Source organism: Mesorhizobium sp. M0802 (genome assembly GCF_040320115.1).
GTDB lineage: Bacteria > Pseudomonadota > Alphaproteobacteria > Rhizobiales > Rhizobiaceae > Mesorhizobium.
The window spans coordinates 12,800-33,697 of record NZ_JAMYOY010000011.1 but is presented as its reverse complement, the minus strand read 5'-3'; the positions used below and the strand labels follow the sequence as shown (position 1 = coordinate 33,697).

Sequence of the window (20,898 nt, the reverse complement as noted above, 5' to 3'; positions counted from 1 at the left end):
GACCGAACGCCCATGGCCACCACCTACGACCTCATCCTGACTGGCGGCACGGTGGTCAACCATGATGGCGAGGGCGCGGGCGATGTCGGCGTCAAGGGTGGTCGCATCGTCGCAATGGGCGATCTTCGCCAAGCTTCGGCCGGCGAAGCGATCGACTGTCGCGGGCTGCACGTCCTGCCAGGCGTCGTCGACAGTCAGGTGCATTTTCGCGAGCCGGGGCTGGAGCACAAGGAAGATCTGGAGACGGGCTCGCGCGCGGCTGTGCTGGGCGGGGTCACCGCCGTCTTCGAAATGCCCAACACCAATCCGCTGACCACCAGCGAGGCGGCGCTTGCCGACAAGGTGCGCCGCGCCACCAGCCGGATGCATTGCGACTTCGCCTTCTGGGTTGGCGGCACGCGCGAGAATGCCGATGATGTCGGTGAGCTCGAGCGGCTGCCGGGTGCTGCCGGGATTAAGGTGTTCATGGGCTCGTCCACCGGCGACCTGCTGGTCGAGGACGACGAGGGTGTCGCATCGATCCTGCGCAACACCCGCCGCCGTGCCGCCTTTCACTCGGAGGACGAGTTCCGGCTGCGCGAGCGCCTGGGCCTGCGCGTCGAGGGCGACCCGTCATCGCATCCCGTCTGGCGCGACGAGATCGCGGCGCTTCGCTGTACCGAGCGGCTGGTGCGCATCGCGCGAAACACCCGCGCCCGCATCCATGTGCTGCATATCTCCACTGCCGAGGAAATCATCTTCCTCCAACAGCACAAGGATGTCGCCACCTGCGAGGCGACGCCGCACCATTTGACACTCGCCGCCGACGACTATGCGCGGCTGGGCACGCTGATCCAGATGAATCCCCCGGTTCGCGCGGCCCGCCATCGCGACGGCGTCTGGCACGGCATTGCGCAAGGCATCATTGACGTGCTCGGCTCCGATCACGCCCCGCACACGCCGGCCGAGAAGGCAAAGCCCTATCCGGCCTCGCCGTCTGGCATGACCGGGGTGCAGACGCTGGTGCCGATCATGCTCGACCATGTCAATTCAGGCCTGCTGACCCTGCAGCGCTTCGTCGACCTCTCCAGCCACGGCCCGCAGCGCATCTTCGGCATGGCCAGGAAAGGCCGCATCGCCGCCGGCTACGATGCCGATTTCACCATTGTCGACCTCCAGCGGCGCGAGACCATCACCAATGCGCAAGCCGGCTCCAGGGCCGGCTGGACGCCCTATGACGGCAAGGAAGTCACCGGCTGGCCGATCGGCACCATCGTGCGCGGCCTTCGCGTGATGTGGGAAGGCGAGATCGTCACGCCCGGGCAGGGCAGGCCGGTAGAGTTTTCCGAGGCGCTGCCGGCTTAGCGGTTTCTTGCTGCGTTGGATTTTTTAAGCGCTATCCACTACGTTAAGGGCATTATGAACGCAGATATCGCGCCCATGATCGTCCCTGCGGAGTTTCCGGAGCTCCAGGCGCTCGCCTGGAACCGCGATGCGGCACGCCCGATTCCGGCCGAAGAGGCATTTGCGCTGTATGAGCGTAATTGGCGGTTTGTCGATCAAAAGCGTCTTACTGTGCGTGAGAAGATGCTTATCCAAAGTTTGGCAGACAAATTCGGTCACGGCGTGCTCTTGACCGCCGGCTGATTTCCCTCACCTGATCGTTCCTCGCAGCCGGAATATCAACAGGACACACCGCGAGCGTCATGATGGAATTCAAGAGGCCCGAGCACCAGATCATTGCCGAAGCGCTCGGGTTGATGGATCGCCATTTCCTGACCGCAAACCAGTGCTGGTTCGGCGGTGGCACTGCGATCGTTATGAAATTCGGGGAATATCGCCGCTCACTGGATGTGGACTTCCTGTGTGCCGACAGTGATGGCTATCGCGAATTGCGGACCTCCGCAGCCGAACGTGGCGTCAGAGCATTCTTTCCTGAGCCGGTCGAGGCTGTTCGGGACTTCCAGATCGATCAATATGGCTTGCGGACGATCGTGCGGTTGAAAGGCCAAACGATCAAGTTTGAAGTCATCCGCGAAGGCCGCATAAAACTGCGAGGCCATTTCGACGACGATCTGAATGTATCCGCCCTGGTCCCGGCGGATATGTTTGCCGAGAAGTTGCTGGCGAACGCGGATCGATGTCAGGACCGTGCAATTGCATATCGCGATGCCATCGATCTTGGAGTGCTGGTTGGCATCTATAAGGAAATCCCGAGCGACGCTGTTGGCAAGGCGAAGGCGGCCTATGGCGTGGATATCGAGCGCAAGGTGGCTTGGGTGGTAAACAGGCTGCGGGACAAGGAAGAATTGCGGCATGCCGCCGAGGTGCTGCAAATGGATCCCAACGCGGCGGTCGAAGCGATTTCGGCCCTTCGAAATGAAGGTATCCGCATATGGCCTGACACAGGCCTCGAGCTTTCTAGCCCTAGCCAGTAGCCATCCCAGGGGAATCGCCGTTCAATCCCCGGCGACGAAGAATGTCCACTGCCCGGCCGGCGTGATGCCGACGCGGTAGAAGATGTAGGCGCCGAACTGCTTCATGTCGTCATAGTCGCCGGCGGTGACGATCTTGAACAGTTCGACCCGCTGCCTGGCGTTGAGCTTGTCCAGCGGCAGGGCGAAGAAATACGGCCAGACATAGAGTTCCTGCGGTGTGCCGACGTCTACATGGACATAGCCGGCATTGAGCACCTCTTCCAGGATAGCGAGGATTTCCTGACCTTCCTTGTCGCCCGATAGCGCTTTCAGGAACGCGATCGGGTCGCCCTCGATTTCGCCCAGCGACAATTGGGTCATGGTGTCGCCCTTGCCGATCAGCGGCCGCAGCTTCTCGATGTCGCCGCTGACGCAGGCCTCGACCATCAGATCGCGCATGCGCCTGACGGGCTCCGGCAATTTGGAAAGGTCGTAGACGACTTCGGGCACCGGCGCTTCTGGATCGGCACGCGGGTTGGCCACGCCGCCATCGTTGGCGGGGGCCTCCGGTTGGCTTTGTCCGGGCTCCGTGGGCGATTTCGGCTGGCTGGCCGCCGGTGGCGCTGTGCCGGGCAGATCGGGCATTGGCACTGAATTTTCAGACGGCGCCGTCTCACCATTGGCTGGTGGCCCGGCAGGAACTGGAAGCTCCTCGCGCTTGATCTCGCTCAACGCGTAGGCAGGGTTGCTGGTCAGGACAAACGCCAGCGGACCCGCGGCGCAGGAAGCGGCAAGCCAGATGCTGAGGGCCACGCCGCGAGGCCGGCCTGACATCGAAAAATTCACCGCTTGCCTCTCCTTGGGCCTAGGCTCTTCAGGCATGATGCCCAAACGGCGCGCCGTCGTCAAAGAACCGGTAAGCTGGCGATGCACCCTCTGAGACGCGCGCCGCCTAGTGCCGAAACCGCTCCGGCTCGAAGGCGCCGGCGATCACCTTTTCACGCATGCGGTCGAGCAGGGCAAGGGCCGAGGTCTCGCCATTGGCTCGCAGCATCTCGCCGAACGCGGTTTCAAGCGCTGCCTCGGCGATGATTTCAGGTTCTATGCCGGCCGACAGACCTTCCGCCCAGGCCTCGCTATGGCTTTCCACCGCGGTCAGGCGCTTTTCTTCCCTGACAAGCGCGTCGATGTCGTTGACGCCATGTTCCATTTGCGATGTCCACCTTTTCAAGCGGCGGTCCGACGGGTCGGATCCGGCTTGGGCTGCCCCTATCTCACGCAGGCTAAGTAAGTATCTGTAAATACGACATTTTTTTGATCGTCTTTACAAACTTCGTCGCCTGCGTTCGGTCCGATTCAAACTTAGCCGATTAGACCGGTGAGCGGGATGAAAACCTTCAGTTTGAGTTAATTCCGCATTCGCGCGCTAACGTTTCGTTAATACTGTTGCGCAAGTGCAACACCAAGATTGCATCAACGTGCCGTGGATACAAGGCGGGTGCTCGAAAAGGCGTTGGCTAAACGCCGTCTGGCGCTCGTCAGTTGCCGTAACGCGAGGCGATGTCGCGCGACAGCGTCTCGCCTTCCTTCATGTAGCGGCTGATGGCTTCGGTCGCTGACGGCGTGCATTGGGTATAGGTGCCGCCGAAGGAACGGTAACCGCGGTTGAAGCTGGCGATGAAGCGGGCACGCCGCTCCGGATCGGGATTTTCCGAATCGATCAGCTTTTCCATCTCGGTGCGCCACTGGTCGCCCTTTTCGCCGCACAGATTGCGTAGGAAATGCAGCGACCCCAGCACCTCGGCCAGTCGCATCAGCCCGGGCTCGAACGGCGACTCGGCGGCCAGCGCCGGCTGCACGGCAAAAGCCGTGGCGGCGGCGATGCATGCGGCAAGGAACAGCGAGGTGCGGGTCATAAGTCTATCTGACGAAACATTTTGTCGCCTGCAAGGCGATTCTCGGAGCGGCAGATATCGGCTTGTTTCAGGCCAAGAGTTCTTCAGCCACCTCCATGACGTCACCCGCGAGCGGCAGCGTCGCCATTTCATCAAGACTATAGAAGGCAGCGATCTCGGCATCGTCGCTGGCCGTCGCGTCGCCGTCGGCATAAACGGCGCCGAACACGGTCAGCAGATAGTCGACCGGGTGATTCTCGCCGCTGCCGTCGATGTGGATGTCGCGAAGCGGACGATAGTCCTGCGCCCGCAGCCCGGTTTCCTCCAGCAATTCGCGCACTGCTGCTTCTTGCAGCGTCTCGCCGGGCTCGACCTTGCCGCCGGGAAAGGCATAAAGGCCCTGCGACGGCGGCCGCGCCCGTTTGACCAGCAGCACCGTCCTGCCGCGCACGACGGCGACCGAGACTGCGGGAAGTGTCTTGCGCTGCTCGTTCATCGATCTCGTTTTCGCCTATGTGAGGCCAAACCCTTGTGGACCGGCTGGCAGCGAGCAGCTTTAGCGGTTGCGCAGCGCCGGTTCCATCGCCACGTTCGCGATCGGATCAATTCATCGAGCTTGCCAATGTGCGGACGCTTTGCCCTGACGGCCACGCCGGACCAGACCGCCGCCTTGCTCGGCCTGGCGGAGCTGGAGGATTTTCCGGCCCGCTACAACATCGCGCCGACGCAGCCGGTGCTGATGGCGCTGTCGGGGCCGCCGCGCATGCCGGGCTCGAATTTCCCGGATCGCCAGGCGATGCTGGTGCGCTGGGGACTGATCCCCACCTGGGTCAAGGACACCAGGGAATTTCCGCTGCTCATCAACGCGCGTTCGGAAGGCGCTATTGAAAAAGCCTCGTTCAAAGCCGCCATGCGCCATCGCCGTGCCTTGGTGCCGGCCTCCGGCTTCTATGAGTGGCAGCAATCCGGGAGCGGCAAGAAGGGCCAGCCCTACTGGATACGGCCGAGGCATGGAGGGTTGATCGCCTTTGCCGGGCTGATCGAAACCTATGCCGAACCGGGCGGTTCGGAAATGGACACCGGCGCTATTCTTACCGTCAACGCCAATGCCGGCATCGCCCATATCCATGACCGGATGCCGGTGGTGATCGCGCCTGAAGATTTTGCCCGCTGGCTGGACTGCCGCACGCTCGAACCGCGCGATGTGGCCGACCTGCTCAAGCCCGCGCTGCCCGATTTCTTCGAGGCAATTCCGGTCTCCGACCTCGTCAACAAGGTTGCCAACATCGGGCCGGAGATACAGGACATGGGCATCGTCGAGCCCGGCAAGGTCAGGCGCCAGAAGCCCGGCGCGGACGACAGTCAGATGACGCTGTTTTAGAGCGCGCTCCCAAGAAGCCATGTCCGGTCTTCGGGAAGAACCTGCTCAATAGGAAGAGCTGTTGTTTTCAGGCGCGCTATGGGGCCTCAGCCTTCCGTTCCGGCGCACGCCTTGGCGGCGGCGGCACGATGCCTGTTCAGGCAGCGCGGGGCGAAGTGATTTTCGGCGCCGGCTTTTTATTCTTCGCGGTATGGAGAAGGGCGGCGACGATCGCGGCCGGGCCGATCGCACGGTAGTGGTTGGCGAGCGCCGGTTGCTTGGCGCGGCTCGATTCCTGCTTGGTTCGTGACATCGATCTCTTCCCTGGTAACATTTCCGTGTCTGCGTTTGCCGGCCGAATCTGACCGAATCGTGACCTATGGTGGACTAGCCGGCGAATGTTTCATGACTGTGCCGACATGTTTAATAAAATGTTTCAGCGGCTCCTGACCTATGATCCAGCGACGCTTTTGCCGGAAGTTGCGACTTGACGGCAACACCGGCCAAGGCGATAAAGCCGCCGATGAAAACGTTTTCCGCCATTTGTGGCATTTGCATTATTGGCTAGCTTCGCGCTGGTCCGGACGTTTTCGCCTCATCTTTCCCCAGAGTGGACAAACGCCCCGGCCAGCAGGCTGGAGCCGATTTGTGCCTTGGCACAGGTTAGACTCCATCCAGAACTTAACGGGCCGGAAGGGCACGCATGTCTGACGCATCGAAGGGTCTCAGCCTCTACAACACGCTAACGCGGACGAAGGACGTGTTCCTCCCGATCGACCCGTCGAATGTGCGCATGTATGTCTGCGGCCCAACCGTCTACGACTTTGCCCACATCGGCAATGCGCGTCCGGCGATCGTCTTCGACGTGCTGTTCCGTTTGCTGCGTCACCTCTATGGCGAGGCTGGTGTCACGTATGTGCGCAACATCACGGATGTCGACGACAAGATAAACGCCCGCGCGCTGCGCGATTTCGGCGCCGAGATCGCGTCGGGAAGCCTGACGCTCAACGAGGCGATCCGCCGCGTCACCGAAAAAACCGCCGATCAGTACCACAAGGATGTCGCCGCACTCGGCTGCTTGTCGCCGACGGTCGAGCCACGCGCCACCGAGTTCGTCGCGCGCCGCGCCGACGGCAAGGTTGACATGATCACCCTCATCGAACGTTTGATCGAACGCGGCCACGCCTATGTCGCCGCCGGCGAAGTGCTGTTCGACACCGCCTCGATGCCGGATTATGGCGAGCTGTCGAAGCGCAATCTCGACGAACAGCAGGCCGGTGCGCGAATTGCCGTCGACGCTCACAAGAGGAGCCCGGGGGATTTCGTGCTGTGGAAATTGTCGTCACCGGAGGAGCCCGGCTGGGACAGCCCATGGGGCAGGGGCCGGCCCGGTTGGCATATCGAGTGCTCGGCCATGTCGGCCGCCTATCTCGGCGACGTCTTCGACATCCATGGCGGCGGCCTCGACCTGATCTTCCCGCACCATGAGAACGAGATCGCCCAGTCGCGTTGCGCCCACGGCACCGACGTCATGGCCAATGTCTGGATGCACAACGGCTTCCTGCAGGTCGAGGGTCAGAAAATGTCGAAGAGCGTCGGCAATTTCTACGCGATCGCCGAACTGCTGGAGACCGAGACCTTCGGCGGCCGCAAATGGCCGGGCGAGGTGCTGCGTCTGGCGATGCTGATGACGCATTACCGCGAGCCGATCGATTTCTCCGTGCGCAAGCTGGAGGAAGCCGAGAACACGCTGCGCAAATGGAAACGCGCGGCTGACCTGGCGCCGTCGGCAGGGCAAGTCCCGGCGGAGATTGTGGCGGCACTGTCGGACGACCTCGCCACCTACGCCGCCTTCCAGCAACTCACGCAGCTTGCCGGTGAGGCCGCGGAGGGCAACGAAGCGGCCGCATCGCTGAAGGCATCGCTGTTGTTCCTCGGCTTCGATATCGGCGCGGCCAAGGTCGACGAGGCAGCGATCGCCAAGGCGATCGCCAAGCGCTTGGAACTGATCGCAGCGAAAAACTGGGCCGAGGCCGACCGCATCCGCGACGAGTTGCTGACGCAAGGCGTGCAGCTGAAAGACGGCAAGGATCCTGTCACGGGCGAACGCGTGACGACGTGGGAGGTAAAGCGGTGAGGGTGGCGCGAGACACCGTTGTAAGATTGGCGAAGGCGGCAGCGACAGCCAATCTCCCCCCTTGCGGGGGAGATGTCCGGCAGGACAGAGGGGGGTGCGAAGGAACGCCAGCGTTCCTTCTTGCCCACTTTCATTTCGGCCACTTTCTGAGAACGCAATGGCTGCCGGTTGAGACGCTGGCGGGACAGCACCCCCCTCTGTCCTGCCGGACATCTCCCCCGCAAGGGGGGAGATCAGCCCTCGCCTCGGTTTTCGCTAATCGCCAGCGCGGAGTGGCCTGAGCATGGGTCACGACCTCGTTCCATCGCGTCAGCGCAAGAATGCAAAGTCCATGCGTCGCGTCATGACCGATGCCGAGCTGAAACTGTGGAATGAGTTGCGGGCTCACCGGCTGATGGGGATAAGCTTTCGCCGACAGGTACCGATTGGACCCTACATTGTCGACTTCGCCTGTTCGGCCCACCACCTCGTAGTCGAGGTTGATGGCAGTCAGCATGCCGACGTAGAAGATGCAGAACGCGACAAGGCACGCAGCGCTCAATTGAGTGCCAGTGGCTGGACCATCCTGCGCTTCTGGAACGACGACGTCATCCGCGATATCGACAATGCCTGCCAGCACATCGTCATCGGGGCCGGCTTGGCCGGCGCCGACGTGCCGGCGCCAGCAAGGGAGGAGCTTGTTTCATGATCGACCATCTCGGCATCAATGTCGCCGACTTCGACGCGTCGAAAGCCTTTTATGACCAGGCGATAGCGCCGCTTGGCGCCTCGCTGATCTACATGGTGCCACTGGAATATACCGGCGGCGCCAAGGTCGGTGGCTATGGCCGCGACCGGCCGGTGTTCTGGCTGCAGGCCAGCGATGACAAGCCGAGGACCCATCAGCACGTCGCCTTCACCGCGCGCAGCCGCGCCGAGGTCGACGCCTTCCATGCCGCGGCGCTCGCCGCCGGCGGCAAGGACAATGGCGGGCCGGGGCTGCGCCCGCATTATCACCCGGACTATTACGGCGCCTTCGTCTTGGATCCCGACGGCAACAATGTCGAGGCCGTCTGCCATGCGCCCGAATGACTATGAAACGGAGTGAAACGCCATGAGCCTCGACAACCGGCCGATCTACACCGGTGGCTGCCAGTGCGGCGCGGTGCGCTTTCGCGTCGAGGGTGCGCTGGGTGACGCCTCGATCTGCCATTGCCGCATGTGCCAGAAGGCGTTCGGCTCATTTTACGCGCCCCTGGTCTCGGTGCGTGGCGCCAAACTCGACTGGACGCGCGGCGAACCGAAATATTTCGCCTCGTCCAGCCATGTCGATCGTGGCTTTTGCGCCAATTGCGGCACGCCGCTGACCTTTACCGCGCCCGACGGCATCGGCCTCGCCATCGGCGCCTTCGACAATCCGGCTGATATCGTGCCGCTGATCCAGTGGGGCACGGAGGCAAAACTTCCCTATGTCGACACCCTTCCGCAATTGCCGGGCGAGGACACTATGGCCGACATGTCGTCGGCTCCGTATCTGGCCGATCTCGTCTCCTACCAGCATCCCGACCATGACACCGACCAATGGGACACCGAACACCGGCCGCCAGAGGGAAAATCATGACCGATGAAGTTCGAACCGGCGGCTGCCAGTGCGGCGCCGTGCGTTTCCGCATCAAGGGCAAGCTTGGCCGGGCGTCCATCTGCCATTGCCGCATGTGCCAGAAACAGTTCGGGTCTTTTTTTGGCGCCCTGGTGACAGTGCCCAAGGATGGCGTCGAATGGGTACGCGAGGAGCCGACCTACTTCCAGTCGTCGGTCAACATCGATCGCGGCTTCTGTGCCCGCTGCGGTACACCGCTGACCTATCGCCAACCTGGCGCACTGGAGATCGCCATCGGCGCCTTCGACGACCGCTCCGATCTGGCGCCGCAGATCCAGGTCAACTACGCGGTCCGATTGCCTTGGGTGGAAACGATCTTTGACCAGCCCGTGCATCAGGATCCGGATTTCTACTCCCGCCAGGAGCAGATCATCTCGTTCCAGCATCCCGACCACGAAACCACGGACTGGCCCGCGCACGGCCTGAAGATATGAGCAATGAAATGAACAGTGAACTTCGTACTCTTTATCCCGAGATCGAGCCCTTCGAGTCCGGCATGCTCGATGTCGGCGACGGCCATCATATCTATTGGGAGCGCTCCGGAACCAGGGGCGCCAAGCCGGCCGTGTTCCTGCATGGCGGTCCCGGCGGCGGCTTCTCGCCAAAACATCGGCAATTGTTCGACCCGAAGCTTTACGACGTCATCCTGTTCGACCAGCGCGGCTGCGGGAAATCGACACCCAACGCCTCGCTCGAGGCCAACACCACCTGGCACCTGGTTGCCGACATCGAGCGGCTGCGTGAGATGTGCGGCTTCGAAAAATGGCTGGTGTTCGGCGGCTCGTGGGGCTCGACGCTGGCGCTGGCCTATGCCGAGAAGCATCCTAATCGCGTCAGCGAGCTTGTCGTGCGCGGTATCTACACGCTGACCCGCGCCGAACTCGAATGGTACTATCAGTTCGGCGTCTCCGAAATGTTCCCCGACAAATGGGAGCGTTTCCAGGCGCCGATCCCTGAAGCCGAGCGCGGCGACATGATGGCCGCCTACCGCAAACGGCTTGTTGGCTCCGACCGCAATGCGCAGATGGAAGCCGCGCTTGCCTGGAGCCTGTGGGAAGGTGAGACGATCACGCTGCTACCGGAGCCGGAGACCAGCGACAAGTTCGGCGAGGACGACTTCGCCATCGCCTTTGCCCGCATCGAGAACCACTATTTCGTCCACGCCGGCTGGCTGGAGGAGGGGCAGCTTCTCCGCGATGCGCATAAGCTCGCGGATATTCCCGGCACAATCGTCCACGGCCGCTACGACATGCCGTGCCCGGCGCGCTATGCCTGGGCCCTGCACAAGGCCTGGCCGAAGGCGGATTTCCACCTCATCGAAGGCGCCGGCCATGCCTATTCGGAGCCGGGGATTCTGGATCGGCTGATACGCGCGACGGATGGGTTTGCGGGGAAATGACAGCGCGCGGCACCCCCCTCTGTCCTGCCGGACATCTCCCCCTCAAGGGGGGAGATTGCCTGTCATCGGGCCTTTCGCAAATCTCCGTCGCTGCGGGAAAAGATCCGACGCTAAAGCTGCCGATCTCCCCCCTTGAGGGGGAGATGGCCGGCAGGCCGGAGGGGGGTGCTCGCGCGCCAACAGAACAATGACAAAGCAACGCCTCTATCTCTTCGACACAACCCTCCGCGATGGCCAGCAGACGCCGGGCATCGACTTTTCCGTCGAGGACAAGATCGCGATTGCCAAGCTGCTCGATGAGTTCGGCATGGACTATGTCGAAGGCGGCTATCCCGGCGCCAATCCGACCGACACCGCCTTCTTCCAGCAGAAGCGAACGGCGAAGGCAAAGTTCGTCGCCTTCGGCATGACCAAGCGGGCAGGCGTGTCGGCGTCCAACGACCCGGGCCTGGCAGCGCTCGTGCAGTCCAAGTCCGACGCCATCTGCTTCGTCGCCAAGAGCTGGGACTATCATGTCCGCGTCGCGCTCGGCTGCACCAATGAGGAAAACCTCGACTCGATCAACGCGTCGGTCGAAGCAGCTGTTGCCGCCGGCAAGGAAGCGATGGTCGATTGCGAGCATTTCTTCGACGGCTTCAAGGCCAATCCCGACTATGCGCTGGCCTGCGCCAGGACCGCCTATGATGCCGGCGCGCGCTGGGTGGTGTTGTGCGACACCAATGGTGGCACGCAGCCCTCGGAAGTGCGCGCCATCGTCGACAAGGTCATTGTTTCAGGCATTCCGGGCGGCCATCTCGGCATCCATGCCCATGACGACACCGGCCAGGCGGTGGCCAATTCGCTCGCCGCCGTCGAGGCCGGCGTGCGCCAGATCCAAGGCACGCTGAACGGCATCGGCGAGCGCTGCGGCAACGCCAATCTGGTCTCGATCGTACCGACGCTGGCGCTGAAGCCGGCCTTCGCCAATCGCTTCGAAACTGGCATCTCGGTTGAAGCGTTGACCGGTATTTCACGGCTTTCCCGCGCCTTCGACGAATTGCTGAACCGCGCTCCGGAAGCGCAGGCGCCCTATGTCGGCGCCTCGGCCTTCGCCACCAAGGCCGGCATCCATGCCTCCGCACTGGCCAAGGAGCCGGCGACCTATGAACATGTGCCGCCCGAGGCGGTAGGCAACCGCCGCCGCGTTATGGTTTCGGACCAAGGCGGCAAGGCCAATTTCCTCGCCGAGCTGAAGCGGCGCGGCATCGATGTGCCCAGAGACGACCATCGTCTCGATGCGCTGATCTCGGTGGTCAAGGAGCGCGAGGCCGAGGGCTACGCCTATGAGGGCGCCGATGCCTCCTTCGAGCTGTTGGCGCGCAAAATGCTGCACGGCCTGCCGGAGTTCTTCAACGTCACTTCGTTCCGCTGCATGGTCGAGCGCCGCTTCGATGCCAACGGCCAGTTGAAGACGGTCTCCGAAGCCATCGTCAAGGTGATGGTCGAGGGCGAGGAGAAGATGTCGGTGGCCGAAGGCCACGGCCCGGTCAACGCGCTCGACATCGCGTTGCGCAAGGACCTCGGCAAATTCCAGAGCGAGATCGCCGACATGGAGCTCGCCGATTTCAAGGTGCGTATCCTCAATGGCGGCACCGAGGCGATCACTCGCGTCCTGATCGAATCGCATGACGGCACCGGCGCACGCTGGTGGACGGTCGGCGTGTCGGAAAACATAATCGACGCCTCCTTCCAGGCGCTGATGGATTCGATCGTCTACAAGCTGATGAAGAACCGCGACATGGCGGGATTGGTGGCGGCGGAGTAGGGTTGCAAGACGTGGGTTTCCTCGCCCCCCGAAGTGGGGCGAGGAACTGGCGCCGCCCCTTGAGCCATCAGCGGAAGTCCATTGATCCATCACAATTTTGCGATGGTTTTGGATGGCCCACTGGGCCATAGCGGTTGCCATGGCCAGCGACACGATCCAGCCCGACGCCGACTCCAAAGCCCGCAGCGGCTTTCTCCTCGCGCTCGGCGCTTATCTGCTATGGGGCCTGTTGCCCTTCTACATGAAGGCGGTTGCGCATCTGCCGCTGATCGAGGTGATCGCCCACCGCATCGTCTGGTCGGTGCCGATTGCTGCTGCAGTGCTGGTCTGGGCCGGCCGCACAGCCGATTTCAAGGCGGCAATCCGCTCACCACGCAGCATCGCCATGGCGGCGTTGACGGCGACCCTGATCTCCGTCAATTGGGCCATCTATGTCTGGGCGATCTCGGTTGACCGCACCGTCGAGACGGCGCTCGGCTATTACATCAACCCACTGGTCAGCATCGTCGTCGGCGCGGCTCTTCTCGGCGAGAAGCTCGACCGGCTGCAGATCGCGGCCGTGGCACTGGCGGCGATCGCCGTTGCCGTGCTCACCGTTGACGCCGGCAAATTGCCCTGGGTGTCGCTGGCGCTGGCCTTTTCCTTCGCCGCCTACGGCTTCTTCCGCAAGACGCTGCCGATCGGCCCGAGCCAGGGCTTTCTGCTCGAAGTGCTTTTGCTCTCGGTGCCGGCGCTTGCCTACATCGTCTTCCTGGTCGTCAACGGCCAGGACCATTTCATCTCCAGCAACGGCACCGATATGGCTTTGCTCATCGGCTGCGGCCCAGTCACCTCGGTGCCGCTGCTTCTGTTCGCCTTCGGCGCCAAGCTTCTGCGCCTCTCCACCATCGGCATCATGCAGTACATCGCACCGACCATGGTGTTCCTGATCGCCGTGCTGATTTTCGACGAGCCGTTCGGCACCACGCAAGCAATTGCCTTCGCGCTGATCTGGGCGGCATTGGCGATGTATTCCTGGTCGATGTTTCGTGGCCGTGAAATCCGCCCGGTGGCGTTGGCCCCGAAGTAGGGAGCCTTTCGATGTACGTGCTGCATTTCGCCAACAAGAACTATTCGTCATGGTCGCTGCGGCCATGGGTGCTGATGCGCACCCTCGACATTCCGTTCGAGGAGCAATTGACGCCGTTTCCGACCGGGCCCAGTTTCGATCTCTACCGGGCGTTCTCGCCCAGCGGGCGCGTGCCTTGCCTGGTGGATGACGGCTGGGCTGTCTGGGATTCGCTGGCTATTGCCGAGTATCTCGCCGAGCGCCACCACGGTGTGTGGCCTGCCGAGGCCAAGGCGCGAGCCTGGGCGCGCTCGGCCGCCGCCGAAATGCATTCTGGTTTCACGGCCTTGCGCGGCGCATGCCCGATGAATTGCGGCTTGCGGGTAAAACCGTTGCCGATGTCGGACGCGCTGAAGCAGGATCTGTTCCGTTTGGGCGATCTCTGGGACGATGGCCTTGCCCGGTTCGGCGGGCCGTTCCTTGCCGGCGGCCACTTCACCGCCGTCGATGCCTTCTTCGCCCCGGTGGCGTTCCGCGTCCAGTCCTATGGATTGTCTTTCGAAGGGGCAGCTGCAGCCTATCCCGCGCAATTGCTTGGCCTGCCGGCCATGCAGGAATGGTATGCCGCGGGTCTCGCCGAGACCTGGCGGGAGCCGGACCATGAGGCGGAGGTCGCTGCCTCCGGCACCATCGTCGAGGATCTTCGCGCTACGGCGTGATGGGCAGCGGGGCCTCTCTCACTATTCACTATCACATCTTATCAATCACCGACTGCACGCCTTCCGTCGGCGCATCGACCGACGACCCCGCCACCATGATGGCGGCGACGATGGCCTCGGGGTCTTCGACCACCAGCGGCTTGACCCGTTGCGCGGTGTGGATGAAGCCTTCGCTGGCCATATGGTCGAGCAGCGCCAGCATCGGATCCCAGAATCCTTGAACGTTGGCGAAGACGATCGGCTTGCGGTGATGGCCGAGCTGGCCCCAGGTCATGATCTCGACGATTTCCTCGACCGTGCCGATGCCGCCGGGCAGCGCCACAAAGGCGTCGGATTTCTCGAACATCTTGTGCTTGCGCTCGTGCATGTTGTCGGTGATCAGCAACTCGTCGAGCCGGTCAAGCGCGGTTTCGGTCGCCTCCTTGTTGATGAGGAAGCGCGGAATGATGCCCGTTACCTTGCCGCCGGCCTTGAGCGCGCCTTCGGCGACTGCGCCCATAATGCCTTTGGTGCCGCCGCCATAGACCAGCCGCAGGCCGGCTTTGGCGAGCGAGCGGCCAAGCAGGTGCCCGGCCTTGGCATAGATTTCATCGCGGCCCGGAGACGAGCCGCAATAGACGCAGACGGATCGAATCGTGTTCATTCGTGATTGGTGATTGGGTCTGAATGCGGGGTCAAGCCCCAAGGGCTGACAAGCCCGGGCTTTTTCTTGTCGGTGCCGGCAAAACACGCTAGACCGGCTTCAGGTGGCTAAGGGGTAGGGGAAATATGGCTGTTAATCCATTGAAGGCGTTTCTGTTCGCGGCCGGTGGGACCGTCGCGGTCGTCGGAACCGCCTATGTATCGGGCGCACTCGACCCGTATCTGAATCCCACGCCGCCTGCGGCGATTGCAGCGCTGACGCCGCCGGCTGAAAAGCCGGCCGATCCGGGGACCGAGGGAAGGCTGCCGCCGGCGCCCGCCGCGCCCACCGATGCCAAGGCTCCCGCAGCACCCGCGCCTGCCGACGCAACGGCTCCCGCGACCGAAGCTGCGGCTCCGGCGGCACCTGCCGCGCCCGCTGCTGCCCCAACAACCCCAGCGCCGGCCGCGGCCGGCCCGGTTGCGCCGAGCTTCGACGTCGTGCGCGTCGAAAGCAACGGCTCGATCGTCGTTGCCGGCAATGCTGCGCCCAATTCGAAGGTCGAGATCCTCAACGGCTCCTCGGTGCTTGGCTCGACTGTCGCCGGTCCGGACGGCGCCTTCGTCATCGTTCTCGACGATCCGCTGAAGCCCGGCGACTATACGATTGGGTTGCGCGCGACGGCCGGCGATGTGGTTACCCCTTCCGTGCAGACCGCCGTCGTTTCGGTTCCCAAGGACGCCGCCGGCCAGGTGCTGGCGATGGTCGAGGAACCCGGCAAGCCGGCCGAGCTGCTTAGCGTCCCGGCGCCTGAGACCAAGCCCGCGGCACCGGCCGCCGGCGATCAGGCCGCTGCCCCAGCCGCTGAGGCGCCTGCTACGGCTGCGCCTGCCGTGGCCGCTGAAACAGCACCTGCTGCTCCGGCTGTGGAAGCCGCAACTGCCCCTGCAGCGCCAGCAGTACCTGCAGCGCCGCCGGCGGCAGGCGTGGCTGCACCCAAGATCGTCGTCGAGGCGGTCGAGATCGACGGCAACAAGATCTTCGTCGCCGGTCTGGCTGACGCCGGCCGCAAGGTGCGCGCCTATGCCAATGATATCCTGCTTGGCGATGCGGTGACCTCGCCCGACGGTCATTTCCTGGTCGAGGCGACGCGCGACATCCCGGTCGGCAGCTACACCATCCATGTCGACGGTCTCGACGCCGACGGCGTGAAGGTCGTGGCCCGCGCCGCCGTGCCGTTCGAGCGCGAACCCGGCGAAGCGATCGCCGCCGTGGCGCCCGCGGAGGCCAAGCCCACCGAGACCAAGCCCGCCGAAGCAAAGCCTGCTGAGCCGGCCGCACCGGCTGCTGCCGAAGCACCGGCCGCTCCGAAGCCTGCGGCGCCAGCCACTATCGCGGCTGCCCCTGCGAAGCCCGCACCGGCTGCTGCCGCATCCGCACCAGCCGCACCGGCAGCGCCCGCCGCTGAGGCTCCAGCCGTCGTCGCGGCGGCAACGCCCGACGTGCCCGAGACGGTGGCGCCAAAGCTCGAACATGCAGACGGCGCGGTCATCATCCGCAGGCACGACACGCTGTGGCGGATCTCACGGCGCGTCTACGGTCACGGTGTGCGCTTCTCGACCATTTATCTCGCCAACCAGGACCAGATCAGCGATCCCGACCGCATCTGGCCGGGGCAGGTGTTCAAGGTTCCGGAAAAGTCCAAGGAAGGCGAAGCCGCCGACCTCAAGGCGATGGGCGAGCAGGTGACAACGGCGCCGGTGAAGACGCAGTAGCGGCCGAGCGCTTGATCTCCTCCCTTGAGGGGGAGATGGCCGGCAGGCCAGAGGGGGTCGCCGCGCATAGAACGCCGACCTTCTCTTTGCTGCAAACGACGTTGCATCAGGACGTACCGACCCCCTCTGTCGCCTTCGGCGACATCTCCCCCTCGAGGGGGGAGATTAGGTCGCTCTACCCATCGGGTTAGCTTGCCACGCACCCGTTCATCGTCTATCGCCGATGAACGATGGCAGACTCGCTCACTGAACCAGACCACGCAAACTGCGCACCGCCCCAAAGCCGCGCCGTTGCCGCGAGCTTCGCCGCACTCTCGCACCCGGCGCGCATCGAGATCCTTAGACATCTCTCGGCCAGCAATTCCTGCTGCTGCCGCGAGGTGGTCGATCATCTCGATCTGGCGCAGTCCACCGTGTCCCAGCATCTGAAGATCCTGGTCGAAGCCGGGCTGGTCCGCTTCGAGCCCGACCGCCAGCGCTCGCGCTATCAACTCGACCGCGCCGCGCTCGCCGACGTTTCCGCATCGCTGACCGCACTCGTCAATTCCTGCTGCTCCGGCCGCTGATTTCTCACCCCAAAGGCAAGACAAGTGGCAGAAAAAACCGTTTCCGATAGCTCGACCTTCAGCACCTTGCGCAATCTGTGGCCCTATATGTGGCCGGCCGACCGCGCCGATCTCAGGGCACGCGTCACCTGGGCAACGCTGCTTCTGGTCGTTGCCAAGCTGACACTGGTTGCCGGGCCGTACTTCTTCAAATGGGCGACCGATTCTCTGGCCGGTGACGCCAAATCGCCGCCGCCGCTGCCGTCCTTCCTGCTGGCGCCGGTGATGCTGGTCGTCGCCTACAATGTCGTGCGGCTGGTGCAACTCGGCTTCAACCAGCTGCGCGATGCGCTGTTTGCCCGTGTTGGCCAGTATGCGGTGCGCCAGCTTGCGTTCCGCACCTTCGTTCACATGCACCAGTTGTCGCTGCGCTTTCACCTCGAGCGCCGCACCGGCGGCCTGTCGCGCATCATCGAGCGCGGCACCAAGGGCATCGAGACGATCGTGCGCTTCATCATGCTGAACACGGCGCCGACCATCCTCGAATTCGCGCTGACCACCGGCATCTTCGCCTACACTTATGGCTGGAAATATGTGGTCGTGGTGGCGGCCACGGTGTGGCTCTACGTCTGGTTCACGGTGCGCGCCAGCGACTGGCGCATCTCGATCCGCCGCGACATGAACGACAGCGACACCGACGCCAACACCAAGGCGATCGACTCGCTGCTCAACTACGAGACCGTCAAATACTTCAACAACGAGGGTATGGAGGCTGAGCGCTTCGACCGTTCGATGGCGCGCTATGAAATGGCGGCGACCAGGATATGGACCTCGCTCGGCTGGCTGAATTTCGGCCAGGGCATCATCTTCGGTCTCGGCACCGTCATCGTCATGTGCATGTCGGCGCTGGAGGTGCAGGCCGGCACGCAGACGGTCGGCGATTTCGTCTTCATCAACGCCATGCTGATGCAGCTTTCGGTGCCGCTCAATTTCATCGGCTTCATCTACCGCGAAATCCGCCAGGGGCTGACCGACATCGAGCAGATGTTCGACCTGCTCGATGTGCCGCAGGAAATCACCGACAAGCCGGATGCCAAGCCGCTCACTGTTACAGCCGGCAAGGTCGAGTTCCGCGACGTGCACTTCGCCTACGACCCCAGCCGCAAGATTCTGAAGGGCGTCTCCTTCGAAGTTCCGGCCGGCAAGACGGTGGCCATCGTGGGCCCGTCCGGCGCCGGCAAGTCGACGATTTCGCGGCTCTTGTTCCGCTTCTACGACGTCCAGGGCGGTCAGGTGCTGATCGACGGCCAGGATGTCCGTGATGTGACGCAGGCGAGCCTGCGCGGCGCCATCGGCATGGTGCCGCAGGACACCGTGCTGTTCAACGACACCATCGCCTACAACATCCGTTACGGCCGCATCGGCGCCAGCGAGGAAGACATGCAGAAAGCCGCCGAGCTTGCCCAGATCGGCCCGTTCATCGAACGACTGCCCGAAGGCTACCGCTCGATGGTCGGCGAGCGCGGGCTAAAACTGTCGGGCGGCGAAAAGCAGCGCGTGGCGATTGCCCGCACGATTTTGAAGGCGCCGCCGATCCTGATGCTCGACGAGGCGACCTCGGCGCTGGACAGCCACACCGAACAGGAGATCCAGGCCGCCCTCGACCTGGTCAGCAAGGGCCGCACCACCATCGTCATTGCCCATCGCCTATCGACGGTGATCACGGCCGACGAGATCATCGTACTCAAGGACGGCGAGATCGCCGAACGCGGCACCCATGCCGAGCTGATGCGCCAACACGGCCTCTACGCCTCGATGTGGGACCGCCAGCGCGAATCGACGGAAGCCGAGGAGAGGCTGCGCATTGCTAGGGAGAGCGATGAGCTGGGTGTGGTTGTGCGCAGAAGGACTTCGGAGGTGAGCTAGGCGGCGGAGCGCCGATCTCCCCCCTTGAGGGGGAGATGTCGCCGAAGGCGACAGAGGGGGTCGCCGCGCGTGGAGCGCTAACCTTCATCGGTCGCAAGGGGGGCGCATCCAGTCGAACCGACCCCCTCTGGCCTGCCGGCCATCTCCCCCTCAAGGGGGGAGATATGCAGCGTCGTCGCCATCATCACCACCGAAAATTTCCCCTTGACCTCAACCTAAGTTGAGATCGCAAACCCGTTCCTGAGCCACCGAACCCAAGTCGTTCAAGAACGGAGACAGATTCAAATGGATAAACTTGCCGAGGCAGCCGTGTTCAGGGTCGACAAATTCGTCGTTCCTGCCGAGGCCCGTGAAGAAATCCTTCGCAAGGTCAGGGCAACGCATGAACTGCTGCGCCTGCAGCAAGGCTTCGTCCAGGATTTCGTGCTCGAGCAATTTTCGGGTCCGGGTGAGTTCAACCTGGTCACCATTGTCGAATGGGAAAACCAGGCGGCCGTCGACAATGTCGTGCCGATCGTCAAGGCGGCCCACGAGCGGGCGGGCTTCAACCCGCAGGAGACCATTGCCCGGCTGGGTGTGAAGGCCGATATCGCCAACTATCAGCGTCTGCCTGAGATGTAGGAGGGCCAGCCCGTGCCAGGTGCTGGCGCCTCGACGCTCAGCACCTGGCCGGTGCGGGCATCGCTGATCATGTTCTCGAAACCACGCCATTCGGCGGCGACGATGAACAGTGTCGTGCCATCCGGCCCGCCCAGCATGCAGGCAAAGCAGCCGCGATCGGCATCGACTGTCTGCAACACCTCGCCACCTTCGCGCACCCGCACGCAGCGCTTGTTGGGAACATCCGCGTACCAGGCAGCCCCTTCGGCATCGAGGCAGATGCCGTCGGGAAAGCCATCGAGATCGGCCCAGACCCGGCGGTTGGAAAGCCCGCCATCCTCCGCGATATCGAAGGCGGTCAGCCGGTTGGCATGCGACTCCGCCACGATCAGTGTCCTGTTGTCCGGCGTCACCGCCATGCCGTTGGCGAAAGCGATGTTCTCGGCCACTTGTCGAACCGAGCCGTCCGGCGTGATCAGCACGATGGTGCCGGGCCCGAAATGCTCGCCCGGTGCAGGCGCCGACCCGCCGCCATTGACATAGATGTTGCCGCGCCCGTCGACGACGATCTCGTTCCACGGGCTGTTTGACAGCGACCGAAGATCGGCATGGGTGGCCAGCGTCCCGTCCGCCTCCTGCCGCAGCAACAAGCCATCCCGACCCGAGACGATCAGCAATCGGCCATCCGGCAACCAGTCGATCGAATAGGGCAGGATGGCCGGCACGGTGAGCATCACCTGGTTCCCGCCGTCCTCATCCACCGCGACGATCTCTCCGGTTCCCCAGTTGCAGAGCCACAGGCGTCCGTCGTGCCAGCGGGGAGACTCTCCGAAAGCGAGGCCTTCTGTAATGACCTTGGCGTTCAGGGCGACTGATTTCGAGGATGGCATCTCTGACCCTTGGTTTGTCGACTCGCCGCAATTCGGCATTGTCGCGAAGCGCTTTCCTGCCAAGGACGTGTGAATCTATGGCGCCCCGACATGACCGTCGACAATTTCGGCAAACCATCGTGCGGATGCCTCTGGATCAGAGT

At 63.3% G+C, this 20,898-nt stretch carries 24 protein-coding genes; 17 read left to right on the top strand and 7 right to left on the bottom strand.

Features of this window, described 5'->3' with window-relative positions; translation table 11 throughout:
* Positions 1 to 12: 12 nt before the first annotated feature.
* From NKI10_RS16725 to NKI10_RS16715, 3 genes are all read left to right on the top strand, one after another.
* On the top strand, positions 13 to 1,344 hold the full coding sequence (locus NKI10_RS16725) for a dihydroorotase (RefSeq protein WP_352861006.1): 1,332 nt from the start codon (positions 13 to 15) through the stop codon (positions 1,342 to 1,344).
* Between the two features lie 54 nt (positions 1,345 to 1,398).
* Entirely contained in the window at positions 1,399 to 1,626 is a 228-nt protein-coding gene (locus tag NKI10_RS16720; protein ID WP_027049982.1) for a hypothetical protein, read from the top strand.
* 62 nt (positions 1,627 to 1,688) lie between these two features.
* Positions 1,689 to 2,417: a nucleotidyl transferase AbiEii/AbiGii toxin family protein gene (locus NKI10_RS16715; protein WP_023684480.1), complete on the top strand. Its 729-nt coding sequence runs from the start codon at positions 1,689 to 1,691 to the stop codon at positions 2,415 to 2,417.
* A gap of 21 nt (positions 2,418 to 2,438) precedes the next feature.
* Here the strand turns inward: NKI10_RS16715 and NKI10_RS16710 are convergent, their stop codons facing one another.
* The 4 genes from NKI10_RS16710 to NKI10_RS16695 form a co-directional block, all read right to left on the bottom strand.
* On the bottom strand, positions 2,439 to 3,242 hold the full coding sequence (locus NKI10_RS16710; RefSeq protein WP_352861004.1) for a hypothetical protein: 804 nt from the start codon (positions 3,240 to 3,242) through the stop codon (positions 2,439 to 2,441).
* 106 nt (positions 3,243 to 3,348) lie between these two features.
* Positions 3,349 to 3,606, bottom strand: coding sequence for a hypothetical protein (locus NKI10_RS16705; protein WP_023673564.1), 258 nt, complete (start codon positions 3,604 to 3,606; stop codon positions 3,349 to 3,351).
* A 328-nt stretch (positions 3,607 to 3,934) separates the two neighbouring features.
* Positions 3,935 to 4,312 (bottom strand): TIGR02301 family protein, encoded by a 378-nt coding sequence (locus NKI10_RS16700; RefSeq protein WP_023705383.1) that lies wholly within the window; start codon positions 4,310 to 4,312, stop codon positions 3,935 to 3,937.
* A 67-nt stretch (positions 4,313 to 4,379) separates the two neighbouring features.
* On the bottom strand, positions 4,380 to 4,787 hold the full coding sequence (locus NKI10_RS16695) for an NUDIX hydrolase (protein ID WP_352861002.1): 408 nt from the start codon (positions 4,785 to 4,787) through the stop codon (positions 4,380 to 4,382).
* A gap of 126 nt (positions 4,788 to 4,913) precedes the next feature.
* Between NKI10_RS16695 and NKI10_RS16690 the strand changes: the two genes are divergently transcribed.
* On the top strand, positions 4,914 to 5,672 hold the full coding sequence (locus NKI10_RS16690; RefSeq protein ID WP_023702699.1) for an SOS response-associated peptidase: 759 nt from the start codon (positions 4,914 to 4,916) through the stop codon (positions 5,670 to 5,672).
* A 136-nt stretch (positions 5,673 to 5,808) separates the two neighbouring features.
* Here NKI10_RS16690 and NKI10_RS16685 read toward each other — a convergent pair whose 3' ends face one another.
* Positions 5,809 to 5,964, bottom strand: coding sequence for a hypothetical protein (locus tag NKI10_RS16685; RefSeq protein WP_023673568.1), 156 nt, complete (start codon positions 5,962 to 5,964; stop codon positions 5,809 to 5,811).
* 390 nt (positions 5,965 to 6,354) lie between these two features.
* On the opposite strand from NKI10_RS16685, the gene cysS reads away from it, so the two are divergent.
* From cysS to NKI10_RS16640, 9 genes are all read left to right on the top strand, one after another.
* Entirely contained in the window at positions 6,355 to 7,788 is a 1,434-nt protein-coding gene (cysS, locus tag NKI10_RS16680) for a cysteine--tRNA ligase (RefSeq protein WP_023702700.1), read from the top strand.
* 283 nt (positions 7,789 to 8,071) lie between these two features.
* The gene (locus NKI10_RS16675) at positions 8,072 to 8,476 is read left to right on the top strand and encodes an endonuclease domain-containing protein (RefSeq protein WP_352860999.1); all 405 of its coding nucleotides are present in this window, start codon (positions 8,072 to 8,074) and stop codon (positions 8,474 to 8,476) included.
* Complete coding sequence (locus NKI10_RS16670; RefSeq protein WP_023673572.1) at positions 8,473 to 8,859, top strand: VOC family protein; 387 nt, start codon at positions 8,473 to 8,475, stop codon at positions 8,857 to 8,859. Before NKI10_RS16675 ends, NKI10_RS16670 begins: the two co-directional genes overlap by 4 nt.
* Positions 8,860 to 8,881: 22 nt before the next feature.
* Positions 8,882 to 9,388, top strand: a complete 507-nt coding sequence (locus NKI10_RS16665) for a GFA family protein (protein WP_352860997.1) — start codon at positions 8,882 to 8,884, stop codon at positions 9,386 to 9,388.
* Positions 9,385 to 9,861 (top strand): GFA family protein, encoded by a 477-nt coding sequence (locus NKI10_RS16660; protein WP_023684470.1) that lies wholly within the window; start codon positions 9,385 to 9,387, stop codon positions 9,859 to 9,861. The genes NKI10_RS16665 and NKI10_RS16660 overlap by 4 nt, the downstream gene beginning before the upstream one ends.
* Positions 9,862 to 9,869: 8 nt before the next feature.
* Positions 9,870 to 10,826, top strand: coding sequence for a prolyl aminopeptidase (pip, locus tag NKI10_RS16655; RefSeq protein WP_023742612.1), 957 nt, complete (start codon positions 9,870 to 9,872; stop codon positions 10,824 to 10,826).
* A gap of 187 nt (positions 10,827 to 11,013) precedes the next feature.
* Entirely contained in the window at positions 11,014 to 12,630 is a 1,617-nt protein-coding gene (cimA, locus tag NKI10_RS16650; RefSeq protein WP_023742611.1) for a citramalate synthase, read from the top strand.
* Positions 12,631 to 12,769: 139 nt separating this feature from the next.
* On the top strand, positions 12,770 to 13,699 hold the full coding sequence (gene rarD, locus NKI10_RS16645; protein WP_023742610.1) for an EamA family transporter RarD: 930 nt from the start codon (positions 12,770 to 12,772) through the stop codon (positions 13,697 to 13,699).
* Positions 13,700 to 13,710: 11 nt separating this feature from the next.
* Entirely contained in the window at positions 13,711 to 14,397 is a 687-nt protein-coding gene (locus tag NKI10_RS16640) for a glutathione S-transferase family protein (protein ID WP_352860995.1), read from the top strand.
* Between the two features lie 31 nt (positions 14,398 to 14,428).
* Here the strand turns inward: NKI10_RS16640 and NKI10_RS16635 are convergent, their stop codons facing one another.
* Positions 14,429 to 15,040: an LOG family protein gene (locus NKI10_RS16635; protein ID WP_023673582.1), complete on the bottom strand. Its 612-nt coding sequence runs from the start codon at positions 15,038 to 15,040 to the stop codon at positions 14,429 to 14,431.
* 125 nt (positions 15,041 to 15,165) lie between these two features.
* On the opposite strand from NKI10_RS16635, the gene NKI10_RS16630 reads away from it, so the two are divergent.
* From NKI10_RS16630 to NKI10_RS16615, 4 genes are all read left to right on the top strand, one after another.
* On the top strand, positions 15,166 to 16,794 hold the full coding sequence (locus NKI10_RS16630; RefSeq protein WP_352860993.1) for a LysM peptidoglycan-binding domain-containing protein: 1,629 nt from the start codon (positions 15,166 to 15,168) through the stop codon (positions 16,792 to 16,794).
* A 230-nt stretch (positions 16,795 to 17,024) separates the two neighbouring features.
* A complete protein-coding gene (locus NKI10_RS16625; protein WP_023693986.1) occupies positions 17,025 to 17,360 on the top strand; it encodes an ArsR/SmtB family transcription factor in 336 nt (111 codons plus the stop codon).
* Between the two features lie 24 nt (positions 17,361 to 17,384).
* Positions 17,385 to 19,265, top strand: a complete 1,881-nt coding sequence (locus tag NKI10_RS16620) for an ABCB family ABC transporter ATP-binding protein/permease (protein ID WP_352860991.1) — start codon at positions 17,385 to 17,387, stop codon at positions 19,263 to 19,265.
* 285 nt (positions 19,266 to 19,550) lie between these two features.
* A complete protein-coding gene (locus tag NKI10_RS16615) occupies positions 19,551 to 19,886 on the top strand; it encodes an antibiotic biosynthesis monooxygenase (protein ID WP_023685667.1) in 336 nt (111 codons plus the stop codon).
* Here NKI10_RS16615 and NKI10_RS16610 read toward each other — a convergent pair.
* Positions 19,865 to 20,755, bottom strand: coding sequence for an SMP-30/gluconolactonase/LRE family protein (locus tag NKI10_RS16610; protein WP_352860989.1), 891 nt, complete (start codon positions 20,753 to 20,755; stop codon positions 19,865 to 19,867). The two genes, NKI10_RS16615 and NKI10_RS16610, sit on opposite strands and share 22 nt — an antisense overlap.
* Between the last annotated feature and the right edge of the window lie 143 nt (positions 20,756 to 20,898).